The following is a 13207-nucleotide window of genomic DNA, read 5'->3' on the forward strand; positions in this document are numbered from 1 at the left end:
ATCTTTTGCCTTCGGTGCACTTTTTTATTGAGGCATCGCGACCGCGCGCGGAATTTTTAGGAAAACCGCGAAGACAAAGGAGGCTCGGCGCCTTCGCCTGTTTTCCGAAACCTTCTTTAAGCTTTAACCCTTAACCTTTTAAACTTTTACCTATCCGAAGGTTTTTCTTTGTTGAGCGGCGGGCGTCCCCGCGCTATGCTCGCGCGCCATTATGAACGAAGAACAGATGCGTCTCCAAAAATATCTTTCGCAGGCGGAAGTGTGTTCCCGCCGCAAGGCGGAAGAGCTGATCGCCGACGGGCAGGTCCGCGTGAACGGCAAAGTCGCCGAGCTCGGCCAGTGCGTCGTTCCCGGCGAGGACGTCGTGAAGATCGGCAGGCAGGTCATTTCCCTCGGCAAACGCGAAAGCATCGTGCTGATGATGAACAAGCCGCGCGGCTACCTGTGCACGAATCTCGATCCGAACGACGGGCAGACGGTCTTCCAGCTCATTCCCGAGACGTGGGCGGCGCACAAGCTCTTCTGCGTCGGGCGGCTCGACAAGGATTCCGAGGGGCTGCTGCTCATCACGAACGACGGCGACCTGGCGAACCGCATCATCCATCCGTCGAGCGACGTCGTGAAGCGCTACGAAGTGACGCTCAACCGCGAATACGACCCCGCGCTGACGCCGCGCCTGCTCAAGGGCGTGAAGCTCAAGAACGAGGACGGCGAGGACGAATTTCTGCGCTTTTCGAACGTGATCCGTTTTCCCGACGGCAAGAAGCTCGAAATTCACCTGAACCAGGGACGCAAGCGGGAGATCCGCCGCCTGCTCGAAGTCTTCGGCTTTTTCGTGAAGACGCTGCGCCGTTTTCAGATCGGCGGGCTCATTCTGAAGAAAATGCCGCCGGGCGACTGCCGCAAGCTGACGAAGAAGGAAATCGACCTCATCTTCGCCAAGCACGGGAACGCCGATCCCTCGCGCCCGAGCGCCGTGAAGCGCCAGAACAAGGCGGCGCTGCGCGGAGAAAAGGCGGCGGAGCCCTCGCGCACGCTCAAGAAGGCGCACCGCAGGTTCGAAGAGGAGAAGGAACGCCGCGCCGTCATCGAAAAGAAACTGCAGGTCAAGCGCGACGTGCGCCGGGCGACGCGCGCGGCGAAGCTCGCCGAAGCGGCGGACGTTCCCGCGGAGGCGCCGACGCTCGTGCCGAAGCGCTCCCGCGCGAAGAAGAGCGCCGCGTCCGAATGGAAGACGCAGCAGCGCCCGCACGCGAAGAACGCCCGCACGCGCTCCTACGCGAGCCGGAAGAAGAAAGCTTGAGAAAGCTTAAAGGTTAAGGCTTAAAGCTTAAAGGGAAGTTTGCGCGGGAAGAATTTCGGCGGGCAGGCGAGACGCTTGCCTGCCGATAAAAATTCGCGTTCATTCGCGGTTTTTCTTCGCGTCTTTGCGGGAGGACCTGCACTTCGACGCCGTCCGCGTTTTGGCTTTCCTTTCCCGCGAAAATTTAGGAGAATGTCCCTATAGCCATGTTCGCATTACCCTTCAAAAAAACGTTCCGGAACTCCCGCCGACGCGGATTTTCGCTGGTCGTCGCGCTCGTCATGATGGCGCTGATGCTCCTCATCGCGATTTCCCTCGTGTCGTTCGTCTATCTCGAATCGCAGATCGGCGGCTACCGCGTCAAGCGCTACCAGGCTCAGGCGAACGCCGTCTGCGGTCTCCGCATCGCGCTCGCGCAGCTCCAGCTCCTCGCCGGCGACGACCAGCGCGTCACCGCCACGGCGGACATTCTCGACCAGGGCGGGACCAACAAGTCGCTCCCCTCGGGAACGCCCTACAAGGGCAAGCGCCATTGGACGGGCGTCTGGGCGACCGGCGGGCTCGACAAGTCCGATTCGCAGAAGCTCCGCGACTGGGATTACAAGGATCCCGACGCCAAGCCCTTCCTCGGCTGGCTCGTTTCCGGCTACGATTCCGACTCCGGCAATTTCTCCCCGCTCGACCAGCCCGTCTCGAAGTCTTCCGTCGACGCGGACAAGGGCAAGGAGCTCGTCTCCGAGGCCGTCAACGCCTACGACGTGGACGACGACAGCCCCGAGCTCGTCACCCTCGTCGGCGCGGGAACGCTCGGCAAAAAGACCGGCTGGGAGGACGACGTCGTCAAGGTGCGCCGCGTTCCGCTCGAAAAGCGCACCGATTTCCAGCGTTCCGCCAAGGGCGCCGGTTCCTTCGCCTACTGGGTCGGCGACGAAGGCGTGAAGGCGCGCGTGAATCTCTCCGACGCCTACGCGCGCGAGTTCGATTCCTCGCTCAACGACTTCCAGCGCACGCTCCGTGCCACGCCTCAGCGCGTCGGCGCCGAAGTCATCACCGGCATCAAGTCCTTCGACGACTGGTGGAGCGCCGACGCCAAGAGCGCGGGAACGGCCTCCGCCGCCAGGCTCCCCTACGTGCTTTCCCTCGGCAATCTCGCCGCCTACGCCGACGAAGATTCCGCCGACTTCCTCAAAAACGCCCGCGCGCTTTACCACGACGTCTCGTTCTGGTCCCGCGGCGTCTTCGCCGACGTGTACAGCGGCGGTCTCAAGACCGACCTTTCCGTCGCCTTCGAAATGCCCTGGTTCGGCGGGAACGACGGCTTCAACAAGGGCTTCCGCGACTACCCGCAGTTCCACGGCTCCGGCGAAAAGAACGGGCTCAACCTGCTCAGCTATTTCTCGGTCGACAACAACGAGACGACGAAATGGTGGCTCGAACAGCCGTCCGAGGGGCTCGGCTACGTCTATGAGTTCGACACGAAGATCGCCAAGCGCGGGAACTCCGACGGCCGCTATCTGCGCGGACCGACCTGGGACGTCTTCCGAAACTACTACCGCCTCTACAAGCGCGAAGTCGAAAAGCGGGGCGTGCGCGGGCTGAAGGCGTCCGACGATTCCACGTGGCTCGCGACCGGCATGGCGCCGTACAGCTACCTGCAGGGCGACCCGCGCCACGTCCGCGAGAGCACGTCCGTCAACGTCTCCACCGGCTCCGGACAGGCGACGACGCAGACCTACAAGGGCGTCTTCTCTCCGAAATGGAACTACGCGGCAGCGTCCTGGCGCGGCGGCATGGAATACAACAACAGCGCCGGACACGGCGGCGACTACACCAACTTCGTCGATGCGCCGACGTACCTGACGGAAGTCTCCGGCGATCCCGACTACAAGGTCGAGCAGGGCGCCGTTTACGCCAACACTTCCACGGGCGTGCAGAAGGGGTCCGCGATTATCCCGCAGTCGATGCGTCTCGCGCCGGAAGTGCTGCGCTTTTCGATGAAGTTCTCGCTGATCTTCAATCAGGATTCCGCCGCGCTCATCGCGGAGCCGCTCTTTGTGCTCCACAATCCCTACAACGTGCCGATCGAGTTCTTCGGTCTCGGCATGAACGTCACGAAATTCTATCCGTTCTCTCTCCTCCTGCATCGCGAGGACGGCGGGAAATTCTGGTATTGGAAAAACACTTACGTCGGCTACAACCGGACGGTCGGCGCGGACGGCGAATACACCGGAAACACGGACAATCTGATCGAAAGCGAGTACATGCAGATTCCGTTCTGGTTCTTCAGCGGCAATTATTCCGGAAAGACCGCTCATTCGCTCTACCTTTTCGCGGGAACGAGCTCCTACACGGGTTCGCCGAACGGCTCCATCGTCATGCAGCCGGGCGAGGTGAAGCCCGTTTTCGCCTATTCCAAGCAGTATCCGGTCAAGCTCAAGGTCGGCGGCGGCGGAACGAACAACAACGCCGGCGACGAAATTTACGGTCTCGCGAATTCGCTCGGCAATTTCGAGCCCGACCCCGAAGGCGGTCTGCCCGGCTTCGAAATTCCGATGGCGTTCGCCAAGATGAAGAATCCGGCGGACCTGAACTGCGATTTCTCGATTTCCCTGGGGCATGCCGCTCCCGACCTTTGGGGCGCTTCCGGCACCGCGGCGGTGGCGCAGCTCGAATCCGACATGCTCCTCTTTTACCTGTTCTACCCGCAGAGCGCGATCGGAGAAAACATGAAGGACAAAGACATGCTGACGCGCACTTGGAACGACCCGAGCAGCTCTTCCGGCTGGTCGGACCAGGCGGACGAAACGCTGCTCCAGAACATCTCCGTCAGCCGCATCTCGCTTTACAGATACAACAGCCAGCGCATCGGCAACCAGTCGTCCGAATGGGTGAAGCTCGGCAAGTCCTTCTACCGCGAATCGGGCACGGGCTGGGACGGCGCGCGCAAGCAGGCGCTCTGCGTCTATGAAGTCTATAAGGGAGGCGCGGAAGACACTCCCTTCGCCGGCCCGCTGCTTTCGAACTCGCGCCCGTGGGTCGTCGATCCGCGCTCGTGGAACTCCGAGAAGCTGGTCGACGACAACGCGCCGAGCCAGATTGGCGAAAAGCCGCGCGGGAACTTCGTGAACGCCGGTCCGGGCTGGATCGCGCAGATCCGCACGGACGGCATCGACGAAATGGACGCGATCGAGCACACCGGCGACGGTCAGGCGTATTGGGGCGACAGCACGGGCGCCGACGGGCAGACGAACGTCGTGCTTTACGAAGTGCCGACGCGCCCGATGACGTCGCTCGGGCAGTTCCAGAGCGTCGACTGCTCGGTCCTGGACTACGAGCCGAGCTACGTCGTGGCGAATTCGTATCCGCCGATCGGCAACAAGGATCTTTCGACGCTCTTCGATTGGCCGGAACACAAGGCGGGAACGCCGCCGCAGCAGCCGCGCGCGGACACGCCCTTCGCGGCGAATCTCGCGCTCTTCGACCGCTATTTCTTCTCCGGCGTCAATTTCGGCGATCTCGACGGACAGCAGAAAAACGTCTCCGCGTTCGCGCGCAAGCTGCTCGACGACGAGGCTGCGAACCCGCTCGCGAACCCGCGCGTGTCGCTGATCCGCGACCGCTCCGACCCGGACCGCACGGACGACGTCGTGACCGAAGAGCTGAAGGACCCGAACAAGGTCGCGCGCAATTTCCTCTACGAAGGCGCGTTCAACGTCAATTCCACGTCCGTGGAGGCTTGGAAGGCGCAGCTCGCGAGTCTGCACAAGCAGTATCTGAAGATCGACGGCGATTATTCCGAGGCGGAAGATTTCCCGATCGTGCGCTTCATGAAGCTCATCGGCAAGGACGCCGGCGGCGAAGGCAAGAACAACTCCGGCGTCGGCGACAGCGACGGCGACGAAGGTTCCGGCTGGCGCTGGTACCGCGCGCTGAAGGACAGCGACCTGCAGTCGCTCGCCGAAAAAATCGTCGAAGAAGTGCGTCTGCGCGGCCCCTTCATGTCGATGGCGGACTTCGTGAACCGCCGCTACAACGCGAGCGACGACACGGCGCGCTCGGGAACGCTGCAGGCGGCTATCGACAAGACGAGCTCGATCAACAAGAGCATGGGCGAAGCGAAGAACACGCCGGACTCGACGCAGTTCCCGAACCTGATTCCCTCGACGGGCAAAGCCTCGAAAAAGGCGGGCGCGACGGGCTACCTGACGCAGGGTGACGTGCTCTCGAGCCTCGGCGCGGGCATGACGGTGCGCTCCGACACGTTCACGATCCGCGCCTACGGCGACGTCTTCGGGCTGAGCGGGAACGCCGAGGCGCGCGCCTACTGCGAGGCCGTCGTGCAGCGCCTGCCGGATTGGGTCGCCGACGAGGAGGACGCAGTGCTGGAAAGCGCGGACAAGACGATCTTCGACTCGCTGCAGGTGCGCAAGAACTACCGCTCGCAGTCGCTCGGCAACGACGAGCATTTCTTCGAGAAGTTCGAACGCAACACGCAGCTGAAGGCCGTGAACCGCCTCTTCGGCCGCCGTTTCAAGATCGTGTCGTTCCGCTGGCTCACCCCGGACGAAATTTGAAGAAAAGGTTAAGGGAAAAGTTGAGGGCTTAAAGCTTAAAGAAAATTTTCTCTAAGCTCTCAACTCTCATCTCTCCTCTTTCCTTTAATCTTTAACCCTTAACCTTTAAGCTTTATTCCCATGTTCAATTGGCTCAAAAGCCGCTCGAGCGGCGTTCTTCTTCATCCGACCATGCTGCCTTCCCGCCAGGGCATCGGCACGCTCGGCGCTTCCGCGCGTCAGTTCGCGGACGCGCTGGCGGACGCGCGCGTCGGCTATTGGCAGGTCTGCCCGCTCGGGCCGACGGGCTTCGGCGATTCGCCGTATCAGTGCTTTTCCTCGTTCGCGGGAAATCCCTTTCTCGTCGATTTCGAGAGTCTGGCGGAGCAGGGCTTTCTCGACGCCGCGGATCTGGAGCCCTTCGCGGCGCTCCCGCGCGACCACGTGGAATACGGCGCGCTTTGGAGCGTCTTTCACGCCTGCGCCGACAAGCTCTACGGGAACGTCAAAAAAGATCCCGCGCTGCTGACGCGGCTCGGAGACTTCGCGACCTTCCGCCGCGACAACGCGTATTGGCTCGAAGGATACGCGCTCTACACGGCGCTGAAAAAGCATTTCGACGGCGCCCCGTGGTACGCGTGGCCGGCGAACGCGCGCCGCTTCGAATCCGCCGCGAAGGCGAAGTGGGGCGCGGGCGTGCTCGCGGAAAAGGAAAAGACGGAGATCGTGCAGTTCATCTTCTTCGCGCAGTGGCGCGAACTGCGCGGCCACGCGCGTTCCCGCGGCGTGAAGATCGTCGGCGACGTGCCGATCTTCACGGCGCTCGACAGCGCGGACGTCTGGCAGAATCCGGGCATTTTTCAGATCGACAAAAAGACCGCCGAGCCCCTCGCCGTCGCGGGCGTGCCTCCGGACTATTTTTCGGCGACCGGCCAGCTCTGGGGCAATCCGCTCTACGACTGGGCGGCGCTCAAGAAGACCGGCTACGCGTGGTGGATCGCGCGCCTGCGGGCCTGCTTCGCGCTCTACGACGTCGTGCGCATCGACCATTTCCGCGCCTTCTACGATTACTGGCGCATTCCCGCGGGAGCGCCGGACGCCCGCACGGGCGAGTGGGTGCTCGGTCCCGGGCTGGAGTTCTTCGACCGCGTGCGCCGCGCGCTCGGAAACGCGCAGTTGATCGCGGAAGACCTCGGCGACATGAACGACGGCGTGCGCAAGCTGCTCGCGGACACCGGGCTGCCCGGCATGGCGGTGCTGCAGTTCGCCTTCGGCGGCGATCCGAAAAATCTTTACCTGCCGCACAACATCGGCGCGAACACGATCGTGTATCCGGGAACTCACGACAACAACACCGTCGTCGGCTGGTACGCGTCCGCCGCCGAACACGAGCGCGATTTCTTCCGCCGCTACCTGTGGACGGACGGGAACGAGCCGCACTGGGCGCTCGTCAACGCCGCGCTGAAGTCGCACGCGCGCCTCGCCGTGATTTCCGTGCAGGACCTGCTCGGACTCGGCGCCGAAGCGCGCTTCAACGAGCCGGGAACGGAACTGAAGAACTGGCGCTGGCGCCTCTCCGACGCCGATTTCGCACGCTTCCGCGCCGACGTCGTGCCGCGCCTGCGCGAGCTCGTCGAAATCTCCGGAAGAGCGTGATTGCGAAGAAAGTGATGAGGTTATGAAGTTATGGTGGTTATGAAGTTCATTGCGCTCGGCGAAGCGAAAAGCAATCAACTTCCTATAACCTCCATAACCTCCTCACCTTTCCCTGCAAAAAATTCTCCTTTTTCCTCCGTTTTTCCCTTTACAATTCCCGCGAAAAACGTTTTTCTAAGCACCTTCTTATGCAAAAAACTAAGAAATCCATCGCAAAACGGTTCAAAGTGACCGGCAGCGGCAAACTGATGCGTCGCTCGCCCAACACGCGTCACCTTCTCCGCAACAAGAGCACGAAGTCTCGTCGTCGCTCCGGTGCGGACAAGCGTGTCGACGAGGGCTTCGAAAAGACCTTCAAGTCCGCGATGCCGTTCGCGTAATCTCTCGCAAAAGGAATTACGGACCGCAACCGAAAACCGCACTTGCCGGGTGAAATTGACGACCCGGCGGTCACAAAAAGAAAGAAAGTTAAAGCAACATGTCACGTGTCACCAACTCTCCCGCAACGCGCGCGCGCCGCAAACGCGTCCTGAAACAGGCGAAAGGCTACTTCGGGCTCAAATCCCGCGCTTACACGCACGCGAACGACGCGGTCAACCGCGCTCAGAAGTACGCGTATGTGCATCGCCGCCTGAAGAAGCATGACTTCCGTCAGCTCTGGATTGTGCGCATCAACGCCGCCTGCCGTCCTCTCGGCATCACCTACAGCCGCCTCGTCGCGGGCCTGAAGAAGGCGGAAATCGTCATCGACCGCAAGAACCTCAGCGAGCTCGCCATCAACGACGCCGCCGCGTTCGCCGCGATTGTCGAAAAAGCGAAAGCCGCGCTCGCCTGACCGAAAACAAGCGAATTTCAAAAAAGGGACGTTCCCGCGAATCGCTCGCGGGAACGTTTTTTTCGGGAAACGGGGGAACCGCGAATTTTCGCGAATGAGCGCGAATTTCACAGGAGGGCAAGCGTCCCGCTCGCTTTCGGAAATCTCTCCTTCACAAACGCCCTTTAAGATTTTCCGAAGACCGCCGAATCAAGGAAGGTCAAAGAAAGCTTTTTAAAGGCGAGGCAGCTTTCCTGCCGCTTTCCCGGAATCCGCCCGCGCGGACTCTTCTCTTTTTTCAACGGAATTGCGGGGATTTTGAGGAATTTCTTTTGAGGAGCGGGGTTTCTCGAAGGCTTTTCGCTTCGCATGAAATGCGGAACAAAAATAACCCCATGCGGCGACGCCGCTTGGGGGCGAGGTCGAAAAAAACACGCGCCTGAAAGGCGCAACTCCCCGCGGATTTTTCGGAACCGCGAATTTTTGCAGGAGGCGACCGTCCGCCTGCCGTTCAAGCTCCTCCCTTTCGCGCCCCGCGGCGAAGGCGTTCCCGCGAAATTTGGATTTGCGCGCCGCCCGCTTTCTGCTATGCTCACTTCTTCATTTGAATTTCAGTAACACCGTAAACGTAAACAGAACATAATGGCAAAAGTATCTAAGACCAAGAAAACGGCGACGCCGGCGATTCCGGCGAAACCCGAACTTCCGACGATCGCCTCTCAGGCGGACGTCGATTCGTTCAAGCAATGGATTCTCTACCATCTGCGCTGCACGCTCGCCTGCAACAAGAACACGGCGACGACGCACGACTGGCTCTTTGCCGTGAGCTGCGCGGTCCGCGACCTCATTCATCACCGCTTCATCAACACGCAGGCGGCGCACGTTTCCGCGAAGACGCGCCGCTGCTACTATCTCTCCGTCGAATACCTGATGGGGCGCCTCCTGCGCAACAATCTCTCGAGCGCCGGTCTGCTCGAAACCGCGGAAGCCGCGATGCGCGAACTCGGACTCGATCCGGAAACGATTTTCGAAGAAGAAAAGGACATGGGGCTCGGGAACGGCGGTCTCGGCCGCCTCGCCGCGTGCTTCCTCGATTCGCTCGCGACGCTCGACCTTCCCGCCGTCGGCTACGGCATCCACTATGAATTCGGCCTCTTCCGCCAGACCTTCTCGAACGGCTACCAGGTCGAAAACGCCGACAACTGGCTCTTCTCCGGCAATCCTTGGCACGTCCGCCGCGCCACGCGCCGCGTCGAAGTCCCGCTCTACGGGAACGTCGAGCTTTCCTACGACGAAAACGGCAATCTCAAGCCGCGCTGGGTGAACACCACGCCCATCATCGGCGTGCCCTGGGACATTCCGATCGTCGGCTACAAGGCGAAGACGATCAACTTCCTCCGCCTCTGGGAAGCCAAGGCGACGCGCGAATTCGACTTCCACAAGTTCAACGAAGGCGGCTACATCGACGCCATCCGCGAAAAGGCGAACAGCGAGACCGTCTCCAAGGTGCTCTACCCGAACGACAAGACCGCCGTCGGCCGCCAGCTCCGCCTCGTGCAGCAGATCTTCTTCGTCTCCTGCTCGCTGCAGGACATCATCCGCCGCCACAAGAAGGAAAACGGCTCGCTCGACACGCTCGCGGAAAAGGCCGCGATCCAGCTCAACGACACGCACCCGACGATCGCGATCCCGGAACTGATGCGCCTGCTCATGGACGTCGAAGGCTTCTCCTGGGACAAGGCGTGGTCCACGGCGACCAAGGTGTTCGCCTACACGAACCACACGCTGCTCCCCGAAGCGCTCGAAAAGTGGAGCGTGCCGCTGTTCGAAAAGGTGCTCCCGCGCCATCTCCAGATCATTTACGAAATCAACCGCCGCTTCCTCCTCGAAGTCGAAAAGAAGTGGCCGGGCGACGAAGGCAAGAAGCGCGAGCTCTCGATCATCGAGGAAGGCGCCGTCAAGCAGGTGCGCATGGCGTATCTCGCCGTCATCACCAGCCACTCGACCAACGGCGTCGCCGCGCTCCACACGGAACTGCTCAAGCAGACCCTCTTCCACGACCTGCACGAGCTCTATCCGGACCGCTTCAACAACAAGACCAACGGCATCACGCCGCGCCGCTGGCTGCTCGCCTGCAACAAGGGTCTTTCCGCCCTCATCGACGAAAAGATCTCCGGCGACTGGCCGAAGGATCTCGATCTGCTGCGCGGGCTCGAAAAATTCGCCGACGACGCGGACTTCCGCAAGCGCTACATGGCGGTCAAGCACGAGAACAAGGTCGAGCTCGCCCGCATCATCAAAAAACTCTGCGGCATCGAAGTCTCGCCCGACGCGCTCTTCGACGTTCAGATCAAGCGCCTGCACGAGTACAAGCGTCAGCACCTCAACCTGCTGCACATCCTCACGCTTTACCACCGCATCCTGAACAATCCGTCGCTCGACGTCACGCCGCGCGTGTTCGTCTTCGGCGCGAAGGCGGCTCCGGGCTACGATCTCGCCAAGCACATCATCCACGCGATCAACGCCGTCGCCGAAAAGATCAACAACGATCCGCGCGTGAACGGCAAGATCAAGGTGGCGTTCCTGCCGGACTACCGCGTCTCCCTCGCGGAAAAGATCATTCCCGCGGCGGACCTCTCCGAACAGATTTCCACCGCCGGCAAGGAAGCCTCGGGAACGGGCAACATGAAGCTCGCCCTCAACGGCGCCCTCACGATCGGCACGCTCGACGGCGCCAACGTCGAAATCGGCGAGGAAGTCGGCGACGACAACATCTTCATCTTCGGCCTCACCGTCGATGAAGTGAAGGAACTCCGCCGCCGCGGCTACAATCCCTGGGATTACTACAACCGTGACGAAGAGCTCAAGGCGATCCTCGGCTGGCTCACGAGCGACTACTTCACGCCCCAGCAGCCGGGCTCCCTCGCGCCCGTCGTCCGCAGCCTCCTCGAAGGCGGCGACCCGTTCCTCGTCCTCGCGGACTACCGCTCCTACGTCGAATGCCAGGAGCGCGTCGGCGAAGCCTTCCGCGACAAGGATCGCTGGGCGAAGATGGCGATTCTCAACACCGCGCGCGTCGGCAAGTTCTCTTCCGACCGCACGATCGCGGAATACGCGAAGGACATCTGGCGGCTCGCCCCGCTCAAGGTCGAACAGAACGACGTCGAGTGGTCCATTTCCGCCGCGAAATAAGCGCTCTCCGGAAAAAACAGGAACGTTCCCGCGCCTCACCGCGCGGGAACGTTCTTTTTTTTCGTGTTCCGAAAAAACGCCTCAGGCGTTCCCGCCCCGCAGCGCGCCGAGCGAATCGACGAGCTGCGCGGGCGTGCTCGCGCCCACGAGAACGCTCGTCACGAGCGGGTTTCCCAGCAGCCACGCGATCGCGTACTGCGCGAGCGTCTGCCCGCGTTCCCGCGCGATCGCGTCGAGACGGCGAGCCTCGGCGATTTTCTCCGGCGTGACCTGCTCGCGCCTGAGAAAACCGCTCGGTTTCGCGGCGCGGGAATTTTCGGGAACGCCGTTCAGATATTTGTCGCTGAGCAGGCCCTGCGCGAGCGGCGAAAACGCGATGAAGCCCGCGCCCTCGCGCCGAGCCGTCTCCAGCTTCTCCGCTTCGGGCGAACGCTCGAAAAGATTGTACCGATCCTGAAAAATCAGGCAGGGCGTGCCGTTCCCGCGGAGCAGGGCGCAGGCGCGCGCCGCGACGTCGGCGGGAAATTTCGACAGCCCGACGTAGAGCGCCTTGCCCGCGCGGACAAGGTCGGAAAGGGCGCCGACGGTCTCTTCCACGGGCGTCTCCGCGTCGTAGCGGTGCGCGTAAAAAATGTCGAAATAATCCAGCCCCGTGCGGCGCAGGCTCTGGTCGCAGCTCGCGATCAGGCTCTTGCGCGACGTGCCGTCGCCGTAGGGTCCCTGCCACATGCGGTGCCCCGCCTTGGACGAAACGACGATCTCGTCGCGGTGCCCCGCGAGATTGCGCCGCAGCATCTTCCCGAAATTCTCTTCGGCGGACCCGGGAGGCGGACCGTAGTTGTTCGCCAGATCGAAGTGCGTGACGCCGCGCTCGAACGCCGTGAGCAGGATTTTCTCCGCGTTCGCGAAATCGTCGATCCCGCCGAAGTTGTGCCAGAGCCCGAGCGAGATTTTCGGCAGGCGCAGCCCGGAAGCGCCGCAGCGGGCGTAGGGCATTTCGGGAACGGCGGGAACGCTGTCTTTTTCGTTTTCCATGGCGAAAAAATACGCGCCCCGACGCTCCCGGCGCAAGCGCGCAGTTGCGATTCAAGATCTTTGAAACCGCGAATTCCCGCGAATGAACGCGAATTCCTACAGGAGGGTGAGCGTCCCCGCTTGCCCGCCCAAAAACCGAAAAGTCAAGGAAAGTTAAAGAAAAGTTTTAGTGGAGAGGCGGCATTCTTGTCGCTTCCTTGGAATCCGCATGCGCAAACTTTTCTTTTTCAACAGGGATTGCGGGGATTTTGAGGGATTTCTTTTTGGGGGCGAAGGCATTCCTGCCTTCGTCCGTGCGGTATTCGATTTCCCGCAGACGTATTTTCGCCGCGCGGCGTTTCCTCGCCCCATGACGAAGACGTGGACGTCTTCGCCCCCAACTTGCCCGAAAATCTCCCCCGCAGAAACTCCCCTTTAAGCTTCCTTCCCTTCCTCCGCCGTCACCATTCTTCCGGTTAAAAATACCGAGGCAATACCGAAATTTTGACCACGGAAAACACGGAAAAGCACGGAAATTTTTTGGGCGGACGCTCTCGGGAACGCGAAGTTTCCCCGCAAAGACGCCAAGACGCAAAGATTTTTGGAGAAATGACGCGATTTTCACGGGAACGCCGCCCGAAATTCGTGAAAATTCGTGTCAATTCGCGGTTAAAA

7 protein-coding genes are annotated in these 13207 nt (G+C 61.4%); 6 read left to right on the forward strand and 1 reads right to left on the reverse strand.

Translation table 11 applies throughout. The features are described from left to right. The first annotated feature begins 211 nt into the window (after positions 1-211). The 6 genes from ACQREB_RS07870 (at position 212) to ACQREB_RS07895 (ending at position 11518) form a co-directional block, all read left to right on the forward strand. Entirely contained in the window at positions 212-1303 is a 1092-nt protein-coding gene (locus ACQREB_RS07870) for a pseudouridine synthase (RefSeq protein ID WP_427767396.1), read from the forward strand. Positions 1304-1509: 206 nt separating this feature from the next. Continuing rightward, positions 1510-5877, forward strand: a complete 4368-nt coding sequence (locus ACQREB_RS07875; RefSeq protein ID WP_427767399.1) for a hypothetical protein — start codon at positions 1510-1512, stop codon at positions 5875-5877. A gap of 120 nt (positions 5878-5997) precedes the next feature. Continuing rightward, positions 5998-7512: a 4-alpha-glucanotransferase gene (gene malQ / locus ACQREB_RS07880; RefSeq protein WP_427767401.1), complete on the forward strand. Its 1515-nt coding sequence runs from the start codon at positions 5998-6000 to the stop codon at positions 7510-7512. A gap of 188 nt (positions 7513-7700) precedes the next feature. Further along, positions 7701-7892 carry a 50S ribosomal protein L35 gene (rpmI, locus tag ACQREB_RS07885; protein WP_427767403.1) on the forward strand — a complete coding sequence of 64 codons (192 nt, stop codon included), beginning with the start codon at positions 7701-7703 and terminating at the stop codon, positions 7890-7892. A 98-nt stretch (positions 7893-7990) separates the two neighbouring features. Beyond that, positions 7991-8347, forward strand: coding sequence for a 50S ribosomal protein L20 (gene rplT, locus ACQREB_RS07890; RefSeq protein WP_427767406.1), 357 nt, complete (start codon positions 7991-7993; stop codon positions 8345-8347). Between the two features lie 621 nt (positions 8348-8968). Beyond that, complete coding sequence (locus ACQREB_RS07895; RefSeq protein WP_427767409.1) at positions 8969-11518, forward strand: glycogen/starch/alpha-glucan phosphorylase; 2550 nt, start codon at positions 8969-8971, stop codon at positions 11516-11518. An 81-nt stretch (positions 11519-11599) separates the two neighbouring features. Here ACQREB_RS07895 and ACQREB_RS07900 read toward each other — a convergent pair whose 3' ends face one another. Further along, a complete protein-coding gene (locus ACQREB_RS07900) occupies positions 11600-12553 on the reverse strand; it encodes an aldo/keto reductase (RefSeq protein WP_427767411.1) in 954 nt (317 codons plus the stop codon). Positions 12554-13207 lie beyond the last annotated feature (654 nt).

Origin of the sequence: Candidatus Spyradosoma sp. SGI.093 (assembly GCF_050314555.1) — a bacterium.
Lineage (GTDB): Bacteria > Verrucomicrobiota > Verrucomicrobiia > Opitutales > UBA953 > Spyradosoma.